21 protein-coding genes are annotated in these 20,362 nt (G+C 37.2%); all 21 read left to right on the top strand.

The genetic code is table 11. The features are described 5' to 3' along the window. Positions 1-11: 11 nt before the first annotated feature. Complete coding sequence (gene galU / locus LKD20_RS02520; RefSeq protein ID WP_227720802.1) at positions 12-875, top strand: UTP--glucose-1-phosphate uridylyltransferase GalU; 864 nt, start codon at positions 12-14, stop codon at positions 873-875. Between the two features lie 167 nt (positions 876-1,042). After that, complete coding sequence (locus LKD20_RS02515) at positions 1,043-1,609, top strand: hypothetical protein (RefSeq protein WP_227720801.1); 567 nt, start codon at positions 1,043-1,045, stop codon at positions 1,607-1,609. An 8-nt stretch (positions 1,610-1,617) separates the two neighbouring features. Then, positions 1,618-2,130, top strand: a complete 513-nt coding sequence (locus LKD20_RS02510; protein ID WP_005387058.1) for a biotin transporter BioY — start codon at positions 1,618-1,620, stop codon at positions 2,128-2,130. 66 nt (positions 2,131-2,196) lie between these two features. Beyond that, positions 2,197-3,303, top strand: a complete 1,107-nt coding sequence (locus LKD20_RS02505; RefSeq protein WP_227720800.1) for a thiolase family protein — start codon at positions 2,197-2,199, stop codon at positions 3,301-3,303. A 1-nt stretch (position 3,304) separates the two neighbouring features. Continuing rightward, entirely contained in the window at positions 3,305-4,600 is a 1,296-nt protein-coding gene (locus LKD20_RS02500; RefSeq protein ID WP_227720799.1) for an AMP-binding protein, read from the top strand. Positions 4,601-4,627: 27 nt separating this feature from the next. Beyond that, positions 4,628-5,626 carry a nucleoid-associated protein gene (locus LKD20_RS02495; RefSeq protein ID WP_227720798.1) on the top strand — a complete coding sequence of 333 codons (999 nt, stop codon included), beginning with the start codon at positions 4,628-4,630 and terminating at the stop codon, positions 5,624-5,626. Positions 5,627-5,706: 80 nt separating this feature from the next. After that, on the top strand, positions 5,707-6,198 hold the full coding sequence (gene ybaK, locus LKD20_RS02490; RefSeq protein WP_227720797.1) for a Cys-tRNA(Pro) deacylase: 492 nt from the start codon (positions 5,707-5,709) through the stop codon (positions 6,196-6,198). A gap of 9 nt (positions 6,199-6,207) precedes the next feature. After that, a complete protein-coding gene (locus LKD20_RS02485; protein ID WP_227720796.1) occupies positions 6,208-6,933 on the top strand; it encodes a ribonuclease H1 domain-containing protein in 726 nt (241 codons plus the stop codon). Positions 6,934-6,955: 22 nt separating this feature from the next. After that, positions 6,956-7,879: an NAD-dependent epimerase/dehydratase family protein gene (locus LKD20_RS02480; RefSeq protein ID WP_105088996.1), complete on the top strand. Its 924-nt coding sequence runs from the start codon at positions 6,956-6,958 to the stop codon at positions 7,877-7,879. 20 nt (positions 7,880-7,899) lie between these two features. Further along, positions 7,900-8,178, top strand: a complete 279-nt coding sequence (locus tag LKD20_RS02475; RefSeq protein WP_024065484.1) for a DUF1294 domain-containing protein — start codon at positions 7,900-7,902, stop codon at positions 8,176-8,178. Positions 8,179-8,262: 84 nt separating this feature from the next. Then, positions 8,263-9,699, top strand: a complete 1,437-nt coding sequence (locus LKD20_RS02470; protein WP_227720795.1) for a phosphoglucose isomerase-related protein — start codon at positions 8,263-8,265, stop codon at positions 9,697-9,699. 155 nt (positions 9,700-9,854) lie between these two features. Next, positions 9,855-10,265 (top strand): GDP-mannose 4,6-dehydratase, encoded by a 411-nt coding sequence (locus LKD20_RS02465; RefSeq protein ID WP_432049330.1) that lies wholly within the window; start codon positions 9,855-9,857, stop codon positions 10,263-10,265. 129 nt (positions 10,266-10,394) lie between these two features. Then, positions 10,395-11,225, top strand: coding sequence for a hypothetical protein (locus LKD20_RS02460; RefSeq protein WP_178885221.1), 831 nt, complete (start codon positions 10,395-10,397; stop codon positions 11,223-11,225). 89 nt (positions 11,226-11,314) lie between these two features. Beyond that, positions 11,315-12,595, top strand: coding sequence for a type II secretion system protein GspD (locus tag LKD20_RS02455; RefSeq protein WP_178886024.1), 1,281 nt, complete (start codon positions 11,315-11,317; stop codon positions 12,593-12,595). Between the two features lie 27 nt (positions 12,596-12,622). Further along, positions 12,623-14,542 (top strand): ABC-F family ATP-binding cassette domain-containing protein, encoded by a 1,920-nt coding sequence (locus tag LKD20_RS02450; RefSeq protein ID WP_227720794.1) that lies wholly within the window; start codon positions 12,623-12,625, stop codon positions 14,540-14,542. Positions 14,543-14,651: 109 nt separating this feature from the next. Continuing rightward, entirely contained in the window at positions 14,652-15,800 is a 1,149-nt protein-coding gene (locus LKD20_RS02445) for an ABC transporter substrate-binding protein (RefSeq protein ID WP_129822882.1), read from the top strand. Positions 15,801-15,817: 17 nt separating this feature from the next. Next, positions 15,818-16,699 (top strand): branched-chain amino acid ABC transporter permease, encoded by an 882-nt coding sequence (locus LKD20_RS02440; protein ID WP_227720793.1) that lies wholly within the window; start codon positions 15,818-15,820, stop codon positions 16,697-16,699. After that, the gene (locus tag LKD20_RS02435; protein ID WP_119208314.1) at positions 16,699-17,709 is read left to right on the top strand and encodes a branched-chain amino acid ABC transporter permease; all 1,011 of its coding nucleotides are present in this window, start codon (positions 16,699-16,701) and stop codon (positions 17,707-17,709) included. Before LKD20_RS02440 ends, LKD20_RS02435 begins: the two co-directional genes overlap by 1 nt. Before the next feature lie 11 nt (positions 17,710-17,720). After that, complete coding sequence (locus LKD20_RS02430; RefSeq protein WP_227720792.1) at positions 17,721-18,482, top strand: ABC transporter ATP-binding protein; 762 nt, start codon at positions 17,721-17,723, stop codon at positions 18,480-18,482. A 1-nt stretch (position 18,483) separates the two neighbouring features. After that, on the top strand, positions 18,484-19,194 hold the full coding sequence (locus LKD20_RS02425; RefSeq protein ID WP_060924775.1) for an ABC transporter ATP-binding protein: 711 nt from the start codon (positions 18,484-18,486) through the stop codon (positions 19,192-19,194). Between the two features lie 419 nt (positions 19,195-19,613). Then, positions 19,614-20,357 (top strand): polysaccharide biosynthesis/export family protein, encoded by a 744-nt coding sequence (locus LKD20_RS02420; protein ID WP_060924774.1) that lies wholly within the window; start codon positions 19,614-19,616, stop codon positions 20,355-20,357. The last annotated feature ends 5 nt before the right edge of the window (positions 20,358-20,362 follow it).

The raw sequence follows: 20,362 nt of genomic DNA, 5'->3' as shown, positions 1-20,362 counted from the left end.
AGGAGATAATTATGCAACGTATTAGAAAAGCCGTTATTCCAGCAGCTGGCTTTGGTACACGCTTTTTACCAGCTACTAAAGCACAACCAAAGGAAATGCTTCCCATTGTAGATACACCAGCTATCCAATATATTGTGAAAGAAGCATTAGATTCTGGCATTGAAGAAATCCTAATCATTACAGGTCGTAATAAACGCGCTATTGAAGATCATTTTGATAGCAGTGTGGAATTAGAACTACTTTTACAAAGCCAAGGTAAAAATAAACAATTGGCTATGATTAAAGACTTAGCAGATATTAAAGTTCACTTTATTCGTCAAAAAGCTCCTCGTGGTCTTGGCGATGCTGTACTATGTGCAAAAGCCTTTATTGGTGATGAACCATTTGCTGTATTGCTTGGTGATGATATTGTATATAATCCTGAAAATCCATGCCTTAAACAGTTAATTGAGTGTTATGACGAACATCCTGGCATTATCTTAGGGGCTCAATTTGTACCTGAAGATAAAGTTAGCTCTTACGGCATTGTATCTGGTGAAGCATTAGCTGATAATTTATATCGCGTTCATAATTTGGTGGAAAAACCAAAAAAAGAAGATGCACCATCTAGACTTGCAGTATTAGGTCGTTACATTTTAACACCAGATATTTTCAATATTTTGGAAAATACAAAACCAGGCGTAGGTAATGAAGTTCAATTGACTGATGCTCTAGCCGCATCCAAAACCGATACATATGCTTTAGCGTATGAAGGTATTCGTTATGATATAGGCGATAAATTAGGTTACTTGAAAGCTACTGTTGAGTATGCCTTTCGTAATGAAGAGTTAGGTGAGAACTTCAAAGCATATTTAAAAGACCTAGATCTTAAATAGTGAATCTATATATGTATATACAAAGAACCTGTGGATATTACCATAGGTTCTTTTGTATGGTAGCGATATTTTTGCATTATTGTCAACAAAACAAAGGTTATTTTGTTGACTAATAAAATAATGTTGATTATAATCAATTTATTGAATAAATAAAGGACTGTGATTATATGAAATCGCTCTTTACAACATTGTGTAATAATGATTTTGGATTACCAGGACATAGTGTTATTAAGCATATGCATTATGATGCTTCTGGTAGTAATCAATCTATCAGTGGTATTTTATATCAAGTTGCTAAAACTACTACAATTGGTATTCTAGATAAATCAGGTTTTTTAATTGTTGATTTACGACCGGTACTGAAACATTTTCGTATCCGTTCTACAATTCATCAAGAGAAAAACGACCGTACTATATCTTTTTCTAAGGACGATATAATACGATTTGTAAACGATATTAATGATACTAATGAGATTCATCGAGAAGCACCCTATGTGGTACCGGGTTGTATGATTCTAGAAAATTTATGGAATTATTGGAATATTAGTAAATCTGCGCAGCAGATGGCTATTTATTTTCATGCACCCGTTATTGCAGATGATCAGGTAACTTTGGTGGAAAATTCTGAAGATGCTCAAGTAGAAGGGTATATAGGTGATACATTAGCTTTTTCGGCTACTTTTTTTGGTGAAAATGAAGATTTAACATATTTAAAACAAAGATGTATTAGTTAGAGGTAATTATGGAAGCAAGACGTTTAACAAAAATGGCTTTATTAACAGCCTTATTATGTATTTCAGCATATATTTCTTTCCCATTGCCATTTAGTCCGGCCATGGTAACTGCATTGACTTTGGTGGCTACATTAACAGGTCTATTATTGCAACCAAAGGATGCATTTATTGTATTTATCATTTACGTTTTACTTGGTGCTGTAGGTTTACCAGTATTCGTTGGTGGCACAGCAGGTCTTGGCAAATTATTAGGACCAACAGGGGGCTTTATCTTCTCTTGGCCAATAGCTTATACATTATTAAGCGTATTCAAAGGTTCTAAAAAGAGCTTTTTCTCTTATGCATGGCGTTCTCTTGTAATTACTATTCCTGTAGTATATCTATTTGGCGTTGCAGGCTTTATGATTGTAACAAAAACTGAACTTTGGGCGGCATTGCCTGTAGTAATGTTCCCATTCATTCCTGGGGATATTGTAAAATGTCTCGTTGCTTCTTGGTTAGCAACTAAAATTAAAATTTAGAATGTAATAATGAAAAGAGGCATTCCTTGGGATGCCTCTTTTCTGCATTTTCTTATAGGAGCTAATATGTCAGTATATATTCATGGTGGGCTTAGAATCCCTATAGGCGTATTAAATGGACAATATAGAAATATGAGACCTGAAATGTTAGGAGCTCAACTCATTAATGAATTAATCAATCGTTATGATATTTCACAAGTGGATGGGATCTTTTGTGGTAATGCAGTTGGTACAGGTGGGAATATTGGTCGCCTTATGGGGCTCATGACTAATTTGCCGAATTCTGTTCCTGCGATTACCGTAGATATGCAATGTGCATCAGCCTTGATGAGTATTGAGATGGCCTATACACATATTGCATCAGGTGTTATGGATTCGGCTATTGCTGGTGGTATTGAAAGTTCTTCATTACAGCCCGATAGGATGTATGCAGCTGGTGATAATCGTGAAGGCCTATATAAGGTTGCTCAGTTTAGCCCTAACGATTGTTCTCCTCTAGCTATGTTAGAAGGGGCAGAGAGGACGATTCAAAAACATAATGTACTCAAGGAAGATTTATATCCCTATATTATTGGTAGTCACAAACGCGCTTCTGAAGCTTTAAATAATCCGCATTTGAAATCTTACATTATGCCTATTACCATCGATGGCAAAGCCTGTGTTGATGAATGCATTAGACCTAAAATGAACGAAAAACTCTTGTCCAGGATGAAGCCCTTATTAGGTAAGAACTCTATTACAAATGCAGGTAATGCTTGTTTAACTCATGATGGCGCGGCTTTTGTATACGTATCTAATGAAAAAGGGCCCTTTAGAATTCATAGTATTATGCCTTGGGCGGGAAATCCTCGGTTTAGCCCAGAAGGAGCTTTAGAAAGCACAGAAGCGATTTTAAAACGCACTGGTCTAACGATGGATGATATTGATGTAGTGGAATGGAACGAAGCCTTTGCTATCATCGATGTGCTTTTTAATAAGGCGTATCCTAACCACATGGGGAAATATAATAAACTAGGTGGTGCTTTAGCGTATGGACATCCTTATGGCTGTTCTGGTGCTATATTAGTTCTTCATTGTATGGCTGCTTTAGAATCTTGTAATGGTCGCTATGGTTTGTGTGCTATTGCCGGCGCAGGTGGTACAGGAACTGCTTTGATTATGGAACGAATGTAAAATGACAATTATTGAACGGTTACAACAATATAAAGAGTTAAAGCCTCATAAGGTTGCTCTTATTGTAGATGATACGCAGTATACATATGGTGAACTATATGATGCTATTCTTTCAATAGATCTTGATGATACTAGTCGTATCGTACATCTTACTCAAGTTAAAGAAACATTAAAAAATAAAGTTCTTTTAATTCAGAGTCAATCCTTTTTAGAACAACTTGTACAATGGTTAGGTGCATTGTATGCCGGCTATATTCCCATGGTATGCCATAATGAAATGGATACTGAGTATATAGACGAGTTAGCTCATATTATAGCTGATGAAGGCGTGTTACCATTAACTGATTTTGGTGTACTTACATCAGGTACTACGGGGCGTCCTAAACCGTTGTGGAGAAAAGAGGAATCATGGCGAGAGTTTTTTGATATTCAAAATAATATCTTTTATATAAATGAAGATACAAAAATCTTTTTGCAAGGCAGCTTTAGTTTTACTGGTGTTAGTAATATGGTTGTTGCTGTCTTATGGGCAGGAGGAACCATTGTTACTACCAGTTCCTTGCGTCCTACTCGATGGATTGAGCTGCTTAAAAGATATGAAGTAGATCATATCTATGCTCTTCCTACAAAACTTAGATTGCTCGTAAGGCATTGTAAATATAAATTATCTGCGATTAACTATATTATTGCTGGCTCACAAGTGCTTGATCGTCATCTGATGGAACAGTTACAGTCGATATGCCCTAATATGGGATTTATATTGTATTATGGAGCCACAGAGCTTAACTATATTACATATTGCACAGGCCGAGAGTGGCTTGAACGTGAAGGTACGGTAGGAAGACCATTTCCGTCTGTTCAAATTGAAGAGGATAAAGGCATTATTTATGTGACTACAAAATATCATATTGAAGGTATATCCGATACATATACGGTTAATGATTGTGGTTATATAGATGCAGAGGGGTACCTTATGTTTACTGGGCGACAAGGCGATGTGGTAAACAAGGGGGGGTATAAAATATCTATTCCCTCCATGGAAACTTATTTGCAATCTATAGATGGTGTCTCAGAAGTAGCTATTATCGATATCATAGATAATGTAAAAGGGGAAGATTTTGTAGCGTATATGGTGTTGGAGGATAATATTCTAGTAGCTGATGTTATGGAAACAATACGGCATCATAGGCCTTCCATAGAATGGCCAAAATCTATCTACTCTATTCCTATGTTACCTCTTACTGAATGCTCAAAAGTTGATAAACGAAAGCTAAAAGAGTGGTATAATAAAGGGTAATTGTTTTTACTATTATAAGGAGGCATCATGCAGATTAATAAGGCGGCGCTAGAGATTTTCGATTTTACATCCTCTTTAGCCGTATACTCTGAACATGAATTAAAGGTTGGGGATCAAGCCATTCATGATTATATTGCCAATCATGTAGTTAAGGCGTTCAAAGACCCCGGTGCTAGAACAGGTACCTTGCATGATGCAAGTCCATTTGGTAAACAATTAGTCGATTATAAAAATGGAGACCTCAAGTTTATAGAGTTATCTAAGAACTTAGGTGAAAGCTTGTTTACCTATATGAAACAAGCGACGGACTCCGTTGTTATCGATACGATTATTTGTGAAGCTGTTACGGATGCCTCTTATATCTGCATTCTTTTGTGCCAAGCTCATGATGCTTTTACACATCAATTATTTAGTGAAGATAATGGCAGCTTAGCCACAGAACTTGTTTCTCATAAGGCCGTGTTGCCTATGCCGTCGCAGAAGTTACGCGCCTTTGCATCCATTAATTTAAATGATTTTAGCGTTCGAATTTTTGAACCGAAAGGTGAATTTGATGGTGAAGTATCCTATATCTTAGCAGATAAGGTATTGCAATTAGGCACTAACCAATCTTCTAGAGATACGGTGAAAAAGGTGAAAGCTATCGTAGATAAGGTGGCTCAAGCCCATGAGTCGGATGGTGTCGTTGAATTGACGACTGCAAAGTCTATGATTGCGAAAAATGCAGAAGTATCTGATACAGTAGATCCTGTTCGCATTGTGGAAGAGGTATTTAAATCAAACCCTGTTCAACAAGAGGCGGCTAAGAAAGAATTAGCTGATGCAGATATGATGAGGCCTCTACCTGTTAATCGAGAGTTTGCTACGAAGGTTGGCGAACATCATAAGATTAAAACGGATACGGGCATTGAAATTTCTTTTCCTGTAGAGTATATGAAAAATCGCGAGTTCATTGAAATCAAAACTAATGATGATGGAACCTTGCGTATTGAACTAAAAAATATTAATAAAATCGTAAATAAATAGTAATGAAAAATATATTTATCGATAGAAATATATTATGGTATGATTAAATTTATTTGTTATGCTAGTATATGGAGGTTATAGTGGGTAAAGAGAAACATAAGAAAACAAATGCATTACGTATTTTAGATACTCATAAGATACCTTATAGTATTAGTGAATATGAGTGGTCTGAAGAACGTGCTGCTGGCCTTCATGTAGTAGAAGTCTTAGGACTCGATGAAAAACAAGTCTTTAAAACACTTGTTGGTAAGGGCGATAAAACAGGGTTTGTAGTATTCTGTATTCCAGTGGCTGAAGAGCTAGATATGAAACAAGCGGCTCGTGTCAGTCATAATAAGTCTGTAGAACTGGTTCATGTTAAGGACTTACTAGGCATTACAGGATATTTACGGGGCGGATGTTCTCCAGTGGGAATGAAAAAATCATTTCCTACCTATTTTGATGCCACAATGGAGCCTCAAGAATTTGTATATGTAAGCGCTGGTCTACGAGGCATGCAGATGAAGGTAAATCCAAAGGATTTGGCCTCTGTTGTAAATGCTGAATTTGTAGCACTTACAATGGATCATTAAGAGGTACCTATGGCAAAGAAGTTTTATGCAGTTCGTCAAGGACGTGTACCGGGAGTTTATACTACCTGGGCAGATTGTGAGAAACAGGTAAAGGGTTTTGGTGGTGCTATCTACAAATCTTTCCCTACAGAAGCAGAAGCACGTGTTTTTGTAGATGATTCAGGATTATCCTTAAGTGATTTTATGAGTGCTAAACGGAGCGAACCTAAATCGCCACAAGCAGTTAAGTCTAAATCTATGAATTCTAGACCTATAGGCTTTAGTTCTAAAGGTCAAAATAAGGTATCTCCAAATGTGGTAAAACCAGATTTTACTAAGGCCAACCATGTTATTGCTTATATTGATGGTAGTTATAATAAAGGCACCAATACAGTTGGCGCTGGTGGCGTTATCTTCTTGAATGGATCTAAGGAGACTTTTTCATTTCCTTCTAATGATGAAAGATATACATCATTTTGGAATGTAGCTGGTGAGCTACTAGCAGCTATGTATGTTATGAAATATGCCGTTGATAATGGTATTCCAGAATGTTCCCTATATTATGATTATATGGGAATAGAAATGTGGGCTACCAAACGATGGAAACGCAATAATGCACTGACTCAACATTATGCTGCGTTTTATGACTCAATTAAAGACCGTGTGCGCGTACACTTTCACAAGGTGGCTGCTCATACGGGCGATACATATAATGAAATGGCTGATGTACTAGCCAAACAAGGCGCGGGAATTTAACTTTCTCAGAAAGGAGGGTGTTATGAATATATGTGTTACAGGAGGGGCCGGTTTTATTGGTTCCCATCTCGTTGATCGATTAATTGAATTGGGGCACAATGTGCTCGTTATAGATAATCTATCTACAGGTATGCGTTCTTTTGTACATGATTCTGCTCAATTTATTGAGATGGATGTACGAGATCCAAAATTATTATCTGTCTTTGAAGAGTTTAAGCCCTCTATTGTATTTCATGAGGCGGCTCAAACTATGGTTCAATCCTCTATGGAGAATCCAAGTTATGACTGTGATGTTAATTTGTTAGGGCTTATTAATGTACTTGATGCTTGTCGTAAGGTAAAGGTTGAACAATTCTTAATGCCTTCTTCGGCTGCTGTGTATGGGGACTTAGCAGTATTACCATTGACCGAAGAACTAAGTGGTATGCCATCATCCTTCTATGGTTTGACTAAGCTTACTGCAGAAGGGTATTTACGTATCTATCGTGAAGCTTTCGGGTTAAATACAGTATGCTTTAGATATGCCAATGTATATGGTCCACGTCAAGGTGATGGTGGTGAAGGTGGCGTTATTAGTATTTTCAATCGTTTAATCGTTGAAGGCAAGCCTTTAACCGTATATGGTGATGGGGAACAAACAAGAGACTTCATTTATGTAGAAGATGTGGTAGAAGCTAATATTAAGGCTATGGGCAATACTAGCTGTACAGGTATTTATAACGTGTCTACCAATACGGGAACATCTGTTAATGAGTTGATTACACGATTCAGATCTATTAGTGGTGCTGATTTTATGGTTCATTATGAAGACGAACGCATAGGGGATATCAAACATTCACGTTTAAGTAATGCAAAGGCAGAACGTGATTTTGGATTTGTAGCTTCAACAACATTAGATGAAGGCTTACAAAAAACATTAGAATATTTTAAAGCTCATCATAAGTAAGGTATATAAGGTTTGGGGACATGAGTGATACACAATTCTGGGTTACTGTAGGGCTATGGAATCTAATTGTATTTAGCATGTATGGATATGATAAGCTATGTGCTATTAAGGGGTATAATCGGATTTCAGAGTTCACATTATTATTTTTAGCATTTGCCTTTGGCGGCCTTGGTGCGCTATTGGGCATGGTTATTTGGCGTCATAAGACTTTAAAGCTTAAGTTTAAACTAGCTATCCCTATTGCATTGTTATGGTCTGTTTATGCAGTGGGGTTTGGTTATGGTTTGTGGGTGAATTGATTGCATAAACTAATATTTTATTCATTGTTTTATGGTATAATGAGTAGAATATTGTACATAAAATGTCAGTGAAGGAGATATTTGATGTTGCGATTACAATCGGGGTTCGAGTTAGATTACGCTAACATATATAATGAAAGTTGCATACAAGAACGAGACGTAAAAAACTTTGAGCGTGCTATACAAAATGTTTGGCGCCATACCAATATTTTACGCTCTACAGGCTTTGAAGAAGGCCATGTTTCCAAGGACGGCTTGCCTGAACCGGTATTGTTTTACCAACTTCCTTATATTTCTGAAGATGGTATTAATACACCTGCAATGCTAAAACGTCTTTATGAATTGAGGGACTATGCTCGCCATAATATTGATACAGTTGTATCTGTAGGTATTGGTGGTTCTTATTTGGGTAGTAAGGTTATTTTTGATGTTCAATGTGGTGCATTTTGGAATAATCTTAGTACGGAAGAACGCAACGGATATCCACGGATGTATTTTGCTGGATTTAACGTAGATGGTGATTATTTATCAGGCCTTATTCGTACCTTAGAGTATCAAGCTCAGAAAAAAGGACCCGACTATAAGGTGATGCTCGTTATCACCTCTAAGTCTGGCTCTACTATCGAACCAATGGCTAATTTCATGATTTTGGAAATAGCATTGCAAGATCGGAATATAAATTATGAAGTAGTAGCTGTTACCGATACGTCTGATGATGAACATCCTACAGTTCTACGTTCTATGGCACTAGAAAATCATTGGAAAACCTATAGTATTCCCTATGGTGTTGGCGGTCGTTTCTCTGTGTTTACAGAGGTTGGCTTTGTAACGGCGGCTCTTGTGGGCTTTGATATTGAGGGGTTCTTAGCTGGTGCAGCTTCAATGGATGCTGCTTGCCAAGAAGAGGATATTTTCAAAAATCCTGCTTTATTAAGTGCATTGCTAAAATATATTGCGTCCGAACGTTATGGTCGTATTATTGAGGTGTTTATGCCTTATGGGGAAGCCCTTCATTCCTTATCTGATTGGTATGTACAGCTATTGTCCGAATCGTTAGGTAAGATGAGTAATACATGCTTACCTTATGGTCGTACACCAGTTGCGGCAGTAGGAACTATGGATATGCATGCTCAAGTACAAGAGCATCAAGAAGGTCGCCTTAATAAGGTCGTTCAATTTATTAAGGTTAAAGAGTGGCAACATAATCTTGTAGTGCCTAATACACATAGTCAATATGAACGATTGCAAGCACTTGGTAATGTAGGCATTTGTGATATTCTCAATATTGCATTAGATGCTAATAGAGAGGCTTTATCTAGTGACAATCGCTTTAATATGACGATAACTGTACCAACATTAAATGCATTCCATTTAGGGGAAATCATGTTTATGCATTGTTGGGCTGTTTACTTTGAATCTATTTTTGCTGGTGTAGACGCTTTCGATCAACCAGGTGTTGAAGTTTATAAACGTCTCATCGGTCCAAAATTGGCTCATGTAAAGGATGGAGAGAATTCATAAGGGGGAACTATGAATATTTTAGTAACAGGTGGGGCTGGTTATATTGGGAGTCACACAGTACGTGCCTTTCAATAAGCAGGCTATACACCTATCATTGTAGATAATCTTTCGCGTGGACATGTAGAATCTATTTCTAAAGGGGACAGTTTTACAATATGGATGCAGCTCGTGGTAAAAGAGAGCACATAACTGTTTTTGGTACTGATTATAATACAGCTGATGGTACATGTGTACGCGATTATATTCATGTTAATGATTTGGCTACAGCTCATGTGTTAGCAATGGATTATTTGCGTAACGGTGGTGAATCTCAAGTGTTTAATCTTGGTAGTGGCAATGGCTTCTCCGTTAAGGAAATTATTGAAACTGCTAAAGAGGTAACTGGTATCGATATTCCTGTTCAATATGGTGATCGTCGTGCTGGCGATCCAGGTACATTGATTGCTTCCTCTGAAAAAATTAAAGAATTACTTGGTTGGGATCCTAAATTCAGTAATGTAGCCGATGTTATCAAAGATGCTTGGAAATGGCATACATCTCATCCTGATGGTTTTAAAAGCAAATAAAACAAGAACAAATCCTTTTGATTTGTCAATATAATGAATGACTCTATTAGTCACCTAGGTGACTGGTAGAGTCATTTTTTTGTAGGAATTTAAAAGGACCTCCTAGAATATGTCAGCAGGAGGTGGAATATGAACTTACAAGATTATATACAACGCATTAAATTATGGATTGATAAACAGTATTTTATTATTCGTCACTATAAAATTATTATTTCTGTTTTTCTTGTAATTATAGTTGGCATATTAATCGTTGGTGTTTTATATCCTCACGAAGAAGAACGTGTTCATATACAACCTGAGCATGTTAATGGTGGGGAAAATAATCAGACCCGATTAAGTTCAAAAGAATCATCAGAAGGAATATCACATAATAGACAGAAACATCATAACAGTGATGCTAAAGAAACGAGAAAAGATGACAATCTAAAAACTAAAAGTGAAGGCCGTTTGTTATATGATGTGAGCAGCGTGGAACGCGGGCATCCTTGGAGAGAGGTTTTTAAAGATTTACCAGATAATGATGTACATGGTAGACATGAAGATACTAAGGATGTAGATGAAGTGGCTGATAGCATTAATGATATGCAAGGGTTTAATAATAGTAAGTACTCAGGCAGGGATACATATAAAGGACGGACTAATAGGTATAAAACCAGGAGAACACAGAATAAGAATAAACACACAGGGGATAAAACCATTAGTGATAGCAGTGATGATTTTACTAATAATCAAATTAATTCAAAGTCTCATAGTAGGTTAAATTCTTCGAGTATGGAACAGCCTGTTGAACTTGTTGGTATTGTTGAGGGCAATGAGATTATTGCTATTTTACGAAAAGGTACAGAGGAGCAAATGGTTACTGTTGGGATGGTTTGGCATAGCGTTACTGTCTCTAATATAAGTGCAAGTGGTGTAGAAATCGTTGAAGGAGGTTCATCACGGTGGTTAAAAATCAATTAGGTAAGGATTGCTTACGTAGTAGAGTGACCATAGTAAGAAAAAAACTATTCAAAGCTAGCATACTAATAAAAATAATTATAATAGTGGTTATGTTTCTATATGCATCATTAGGGGAATCTTCTATAGTATTAGCGAGTAATACAGGGCCAGCAGTAACTACTAATCTAGAAAGCGATAGGGACTCACTAGATAGAGAAATTAGTAATGGTAAATCAAATAATAATAATGACATAGAAAAGGATAACGTAATTAATGAAAAGGGCGAGCTGAGAAAATCAAAAGGATCAATTACGATATCCGTTCGTAATGCTTCTCTAAAAGAAACAGTATTAGGGATTTGTCGGAGTTATCGTATATCTGTTATGGGTGTAGAATCTTTAACAGGTAACATTACGGCTACTGTGCAAGGTGAAACACCAGAGGATCTTATAAAAGAATTAGGAAGGCTATATCATTTTTCCGTTTCAAAACAATATAATACGATTCTTATTGAGCCAGATGACAAAGCACTTGAAAATAGAGAATTATATGTTATAACACCGGAGCATTTGCCAGCAGAGTCTTTAAAAAATATAATGGGCACTGTTGTGAAACATGATAAAATGGCGGTACTTTCAGAACAAAATGAAGTGATTATGCATTTGACCAGTGGAGAGAAACGGCGTGTAGAAACACTGGTTAAAGCTATAGATAAGGAGCCTAAGCAAGTACAATTAGAAGCGACAGTCATTGCTATGGAACAATCTTATGCAAAGGAGCAAGGCATTCGGTGGTCGTGGCTTAGCTTGACAGGACATGGTGAAGATAAAACTAATTCTTACGGGGCCGTTACCTTTGGTAAAACACCCGGTGGTGAAGCCTATAAATTTTTTGTGAAACCCGAGTTGAGTCTTATGGAAAGTTCCGGTAAAGCCGCGCTAATTGCTAAGCCATCTATTATGGCCTTAAATGGTGAAACAGCACATATCTTGATCGGTGAACGTATCCCTGTTATAGAAGAGTCCGAAGTGAATGGCGAACGTAAGCGTTCTACACGTTATGAAGAGGTGGGGATTAAGTTAAACTACACGCCTATTATTACTGGGGATGGCGGTGTAGATGCAAAAATTCACGCTGAAGTAAGTACACCTATCATGGTATCCGAAATGAAAGCTTATAAAATTAGTACGCGGCAAGCACATACACGGGTGCGGTTACAACCTGGAGAGGTACTCGTTATAGGTGGACTTATGGATAATCGCGATCAACATCAAATTCAAAAAGTACCTATTTTAGGAGATATTCCTTTACTAGGTAAATTATTCCGACATAGTAGAAAAACAAAAGATTCTATAGAGATGCTAATATTAGTTCGGGCAATTGTGGTATAATAAAGGGTAATGATTAGGAGGTTATGAATGGAACGCATTCGAATGATAGGCCTTGGAAAATCATTTGGGGTGCGCCAAGTATTTTCCAATGTGTCTTTTGAGATAAAAGAAGGTGAGCGACTAGCCTTGGTAGGACCTAATGGGGCTGGGAAATCCACCTTGTTAAAATGCATATTAGGCTATGAAGAATTAGATGAAGGCAATGTAGTTAAGTCTCCTGTAGCCAGTATTGGTTACTTACAACAAGATGTAAATCTAGGAGATGATAGTTTAGCTACAGAAATTGAAAAAGCTTGGGCCGATGTCCATGTATTAGAGGAGCAACTAAAAGAACTTACCACGCGTTTGGAGTCTGAAGAAGCTAGTGAATCGGATCTGCAGCGATTGGATTATTTGCAAAATCGTTTAGAATGGCTAGGTGGCTATGATTATGAGCAAAAGACTAAACGTATCATTTATGGACTTGGTTTTACCGATGAGGATTTAGATAAGCCAGCTAGTGCTTTTTCTGGTGGTCAAAAGACTCGCATTAATTTAGCTAAAGCCTTGGTACGCCGTCCAGACTTTTTGTTCTTAGACGAGCCAACTAACCATTTAGATATGGACATGTTAGAGTGGCTAGAGGGTTATTTATCTGCCTATCCTGGCGGTATTCTCATCGTCAGCCATGACCGCTATTTTTTAGATCGTATTGTCACTGGTGTTGTAGAACTAGATAACCATAAGGCGACAATCTATCGTGGTAATTACAGCCGCTATATTCAACAACGGGATGAACGTTTGAAAGCAGATATGGTGGCCTATGAGAAACAACAGGAGTACATCAAGAAGACAGAGGCCTATATAGATAAATATCGTGCAGGTATAAAATCTAAAATGGCTCGTGGCCGGCAGTCTCAACTTAACCGTTTAGAACGACTTGATGCACCGGTAACCTCACATCATTTACAATTTTCTTTCCCTCCTGCAGCGATGAGTGCGGATAAGGTTCTTGTCCTAGATCATTTATCAGTAGGGTATGGTGAAAGTCCTATCATTGATGATATATCACTCGTAGTTCGACGAGGTGAATCAGTAGCTCTTATTGGACCTAATGGGGCAGGTAAATCGACACTCGTAAAGACTATTGTAGGTGAATTATTTCCTGAGAATGGTCACGTAGATATCGGTAATCGCGTACAAGTGGGATATTTCTCGCAAGAGCATGAAGAACTACATGATTCTTGGCAGGTAGTAGAAGAGGTTATGAATCACTTTAACTACACTGAAGAGAAGGCCCGTAATGTATTAGGTTCATTCCTATTTAAAGGGGATGATGTATTTAAGCTTGTAGGTGACTTATCTGGTGGTGAGAGAGCTCGTTTAGCATTATTAAAATTATTCCTTCAAGGTGATAATTTTCTTATCTTAGACGAACCGACGAACCATTTAGATATTCCAACGCGCGAAATTGTGGAACAAGCCTTGCAACAATTTGAAGGTACATGTTTTATTATTTCCCATGACAGATATTTCTTAGATCAAGTTTCTACAAAAACCATTGTTTTAGATGATGGAAAAATTACTGAATATCTTGGTAATTACTCGTACTATAAAGAAAAGCTGAAAGAACAAGAAGATTTATTAGCATTAGCTAATGAACAGAACTCAGAGAGTGATAAAGTTGAAAATAAAGTTGTTTCACTTGATGAACCAGTACTTTCAACATCAGAACCGACAGAGGAACCTCAGAAGAAACCGAATGCATATATGGTGGAAAAACAATTAGCTGAGGTAGAATCTGAAATTGCTCGTTTAGAAGCAACCATGAAGATGTATGAAGTGCAATTGGCTAATCCTGTAGTACAGCAAGATTTAGATGAAATGTCCAAAATTTCCATACAAATTGAATCTACACAAAGTGAGTTAGATGCATTGTATGAGAAATGGGAACGATTATCTGAATAACTTATAATAGTATATATTATTATAGAGTTATTTTAATTGACAAAAAATTAAAAACTCTAATAATATAGATATAGATTTAAAGCTTTATGTTTCAAAGGAAGGGTGTAGCATGAATAAATCCATGTTAAAAAAAGCAGCCATTTTTGGTCTTGCTGGTGTAATGGCAGTTGCTGCTGGTTGTGGCAGTAATAAAGATGCAGGTAATGCAAATAGTAATGAAGCTAAAATTGCATTGTTAACAACAACAACTGGTGGTGCAGCAGCATATGGTGAATCCATTAAAGCTGGTGCAGAATTGGCAGTAAGCGAAATCAACGCTGATGCAAATGCTGTAAAAATCAACTTGTTAGTAGAAGATACTAAAGGTGATAAAAACGAAGCTATCAATGCAATGAATAAAGTAATTTCTAAAGATAAAGTTGTAGCTGTTATTGGCCCAATGTTATCTGGTGAAATGATGGCAGCAGGTCCTGTAGCAAATAAAAGCAAAATCGTAGCTCTTGGCACATCTACAACTGCTGAAGGTATTACAGATATCGGCGATTACATTTTCCGTAACGCTGTACCAGAATCCTTGGCAGTAGATACTGCAATTAAAGAAGCACATAAAACTTTAGGCTTCAAAACTGCAGCTATTATGTACTCCAACAACAATGACCAAATGGTATCTGTAAATAATACAGCTCGTAAAGCATTGGAATCTGAAGGTGTACAAATTGTTGATACTGAAACATTTGCAGATAAAGATACTGACTTCTCTGCACAATTAACTAAGATTCAACAAGCAAAACCTGATGTTATCGTAGTTGCTTCTCTTTACCAAGAAGGCGCATTAATCATGAAAAAAATGCGTGAAATGGGTATGAATCAACCTGTAATTGGTTCTAATGGTTTCAACAGCCCTGAATTCATTAAAATTGCAGGCGCTGCAGCTGATGGTGTTATCGTAGGTACACCTTGGTTCCCTAACAAAGACGATCAAAAGGTAAAAGACTTCCGTAAAGCTTACAAAGATAAATATGGTAAAGAACCAGACCAATTCGCAGCTCAAGCTTATGATGCTGTATACCTCTATGAAGCAGCTTTGAAAAAAGCAGGTTCTACTACAGATCGTGAAAAATTCCGCGATGCTTTGAAAAATATTGCTGACTTCGTTGGTGTAACTGGTCAATTCAAGTTCAACGAAAAACGTGACCCTTCCATGGAAGTTCAAGTTTTACAAATTAAAAACGGTCAATTTGACGCATTAAAAAAATAAAAAGTTGAGGTAGTATAGTGTTTTTACAACAATTAGTTAACGGGTTAACCCTCGGTAGCTTATATGCTGTACTCGCTATTGGCTTAACACTTGTGTTTGGCGTTTTAAATATCATCAACATGGCACACGGAGGCATCTTTATGATAGGTGCCTTCGTTGGTCTTTTTATGGTAACTGTTTTTAACGTTAACATTTTTGTAGCCCTTATCGTAGCTATGGCTGTCGGTGCTATCCTCGGTTATCTTTTAGAATTTGTGGCGCTTCGTCCACTACGTAAGAAAAAGGTGTCTCACTTGGCACCACTTATTAGTACCATTGGTGTTTCTATTTTTCTTGAAAGTTTGGCATTATTGCTTTGGGGCCCTCAAACAAGATCTTTCCCACCAGACTATATTGGTGGTCTAATCGACTTTGGAGCTTTCAAAATTTCCATGGTACAAATTATTGGTTTAGGTGTTTCTGTAGTTCTAATGCTAATTCTAAATATAGTTATTAAGAAAACTAAAATTGGTAAGGCTATTCGTGCCGTATCTATGAGTACAGAAACAGCGGCTCTCTTGGGCATTAATCCAACAATGATTATATCTGTTACTGTTATGATTGCATCTGCCTTGGGTGCAGCTGCAGGTGTATTGGTAGGCTTGTCCTTTAATGCTATTGAGCCTACTATGGGTGTTATTATTGGATTTAAAGGCCTTGCCGTACTTATCTTAGGTGGTCTTGGTAATATTACAGGCGCCATGGTTGGCGGCTTCATTTTAGGCGTAGCAGAAATCTTCTCTGTTGCATATGGCGCATCTACTTTCCGTGATGCTGTGGCCTTTGGTCTCATCATCCTATTATTATTCTGGCGCCCACAAGGCTTGTTTGGTTCTAAAGATAAAGGGGGTAGACCGTAATGGATTTATTAAACCCGTATTATCTACAGATCGTAATGTTCTTCATCATCAATGCCATCATGGGTATCTCTATTTACTTTACTCTTGCAAGTGGTCAGCTTTCTTTAGGGGCTGCTGGCTTTATGAGCGTTGGTGCATATGTAGGCGCTATCCTTTCTTTGAAAGCTGATTTGCCTATCGTTGTAGGCATCATTATTGGTGGCCTAGTTGCTAGCCTTGTAGCCGTTATTATCGGCTTACCAACAACACGTCTTCGCGGTTTATATCTTGCCATTGCTACTCTTGGTTTTGGCGAAGTTGTGCGTGTTATTTTCTTGAATTTGGACATTACTAATGGTGCGTTAGGCCTTTCTGGTATTCCATCTATTCCTCAAGAATTAACAAATTTAGCCTATGAACTTGATATCGATGGTTTAATGGGCATTGATGCTGTTGCATGGGGCAACTTAATGGCTATTATTATTCTATTGGCAATCTTAGTAGTGATTATTGCCTTCTGTGTACGCATTAATAATAGTCGTGTGGGCCGTGCCTTTGCAGCGATTAAGGCTGATGATCATGCAGCAGAATTAATGGGGATTAACGTTGTATACTACAAGATGATGGCCTTTATCATTGGTGCTTTCATCGCCGGTATTGGCGGTGGTTTGTATGCTCATATTACAAACTTTATTAATCCTACAGATTTTAGCTACCATAAGGTAGTACAAATCTTATTATTCCCAGTATTTGGTGGTTCTAATGTAGTATGGGGTTCCGTATTAGGCTCCTTCATTCTTACATTATTGCCAGAAGTATTACGCTTCTTATCCGACTATCGGGACATCATCTACGGTGCATTACTAGTTATCTTGATGGCAGTTCGCCCAGATGGTATTTTAACAGAATCTATGGTAGACAAAATTAGTCGTAAATTAGGCTTTAAGAAAGCCCCATATATTCCTGAATCACAAGTATTAACAGAACGTTTTGAAGCGTATAAACGTAAACAAGAAGAAAAACAAGGATAGGAGGGAACTGAATGCTATTAGAATTAAATGACGTAAGTAAAAGCTTTGGTGGCGTTGCAGCTCTCACAGGTATATCCTTTGGTGTAAAACAAGGTGAAGTGTTTGGTGTTATTGGTCCAAACGGTGCTGGTAAGACTACACTCTTTAACTTGATTACTGGTGTATTCCCTGTAAGTTCTGGTGAAATCGTATTTGATGGCATGTCTGTTGTAGGTATTAAGCCACATAGAACAGTTGAAATGGGTATAGCTCGTACATTCCAAAATATTCGTCTCTTTGGTAATATGACAGCTTTAGAAACTGTTTTAACAGGTATGCATTGCCGAACTGGTTCTGGCTTTGTTGCTAGTTTCTTAAGAACAAAACGCCAACGTATTGAAGAAGAACGTTGTCGTGGCATTGCGTATGAATTTTTGAAACTCGTAGGTCTTGAAGACGATGCTGAAGAGGTTGCTACATCTTTGCCTTATGGTAAACAACGTCGCCTTGAAATTGCTCGTGCCTTGGCTACACATCCTCAATTAATTTTGCTCGATGAACCAGCAGCAGGTATGAATGATAGTGAAACAGAAGCGTTACGCCTATTGATTGGTAAAATTCGCGACCTTGGTATTACTGTTGTAGTTATTGAACATGCCATGGAATTAATGATGAATATTTGTGATCGTTTGGTAGTGTTCAACTTTGGTAAAAAGATTGCTGAAGGTACACCTCAAGAAATTCAAAATAATGAGGCTGTAATTGAAGCATACTTAGGGAAAGAGGAGGCGTAATATGTTAAAGCTAGAAAACATCGTGGCTGGTTATGGACATATTACAGCCTTAAAAGATATCAGTTTAGAAGTACCACAAGGTTCTATTGTATCCTTGATTGGTGCTAATGGTGCTGGTAAGTCTACAACTATGAAGACCATAATGGGCCTTGTAAAGCCAACATCTGGTAAAGTATTATTTGAAGGCCAAGATATTACTGGTCATAAAACACATCAAATTGTACATGGTGGTATTTCTTTAGTTCCTGAAGGTCGTCAAATCCTTCAAGATATGAGCGTTTATGAAAACCTTGAAATGGGCGCTTATATCCGTAACGATAATGAGATTGAAGAAGATATCAAAAAAGTATTTAAACGCTTCCCAATCCTTGATGAACGTAGTTATCAATTAGGTGGTACACTATCTGGTGGTCAACAGCAAATGTTGGCTATTGGTCGCGCCCTTATGGCACGTCCAAAATTGTTATTATTGGATGAACCATCTATGGGTCTTGCACCATTAGTAGTAAACGAAATCTTTGAAACTATCAAAGAGATTAGTGCTGAAGGAACTACTGTTCTTTTGGTAGAACAAAATGTGCGACAAGCATTAAAAATAGCTGATTATGCGTATGTATTGGAAACAGGTAAGATGGTATTATCTGGTCCTGCTGACGAAGTACGTCATGATCCTCGCGTTATGGAAGCATATTTAGGCGGTCGTGTTGAATAATTAATACTTTAAGTCGATAGACTTATCTAAAATTTTTAATAAGGTGTATATACTAGAAAACTAGTATATACACCTTATTTTTTTATTTAATCAATAAAATTGATGAGTGTTTGATGATTTTGTGAATCAACCATGAATTGAGTTTATATATTTTTTATTTATATATCTAAAATTAATGAAAAAAACGAGTGAAATATGAGTGAAATGCGTAAAAAAATACACATAATAAAATAGTAAAAACCTTATGTTTACGCGATTTATTCTTAAAGGTTTAATGAAGTTAGCTCAGAACGGTCTGTGTTTATGGAAGAAAGTTTAAAATAATGATAAAATGACTTAACCGATTTTTTAGGATTAATAATTCTAAAAAAATAAAGTGTTGTATTGAGTGAGTTAAATGTAAATCAAAGAGGTAAAATATGAATAAAAAACAGTATATGATGATGGCCGCATTCTTATGTGCCACAACAACATCCATGGCTGCACCTGTTAATGTAACAGCTGAACAGTCTTACGATTCTAAAATATTACAAACTGAAGGACACGCACCACTAGAAACTAGTGCATCTGTAGTGAGCTCTGATAAGGTGTATCGCCTACGACAAGGTGATGAACTAACAATTCAAGTTGTACAGCAAGCAGATCTTGGTACACGTAATGGTAACGATATTATGTACACTGTTCGTCCTGACGGATATGTATCATTCCCTATGGTAGGACCAGTAAAAGCAGATGGTTTAACTGTCGATGAGTTCACCGCTCAATTACAGCAAGGTTTATCTCGGTACATTATTAATCCGGATATTACTGTAAATGTTACAAAACTCGGAGGAGTTCGGGTATACGTATTCGGTGAGATTAATAAGCCTGGTGCGTATACATTGACTAAGTCTAGTACTGTTATTGATGCGATTGGTGCTGCTGGTAGCTTTAACTGGGATACAGCTAAAAAGAAAATTTACTTAATTCATCAAGACAATCCTGAAAAACCAATTCCTATAAATTTAAATCGCATGTTACAAACTGGAGATATGTCCGAAAACTATATTATGCGTGAAGGGGATGTTCTTTACTTGACTAAAAATAGCCGCATCAACTTTGCTCGTGATATTGCTCCAATCTTGACCGGCGCATACATGGTATCTCGAATCGGCAAAGATTAAGGATA

The sequence above is a fragment of the Veillonella fallax genome (genome assembly GCF_020687175.1).
In the GTDB taxonomy this organism is placed as follows: Bacteria; Bacillota; Negativicutes; order Veillonellales; family Veillonellaceae; genus Veillonella; species Veillonella fallax.
This window is presented reverse-complemented; position numbering and strand designations above follow the sequence as displayed.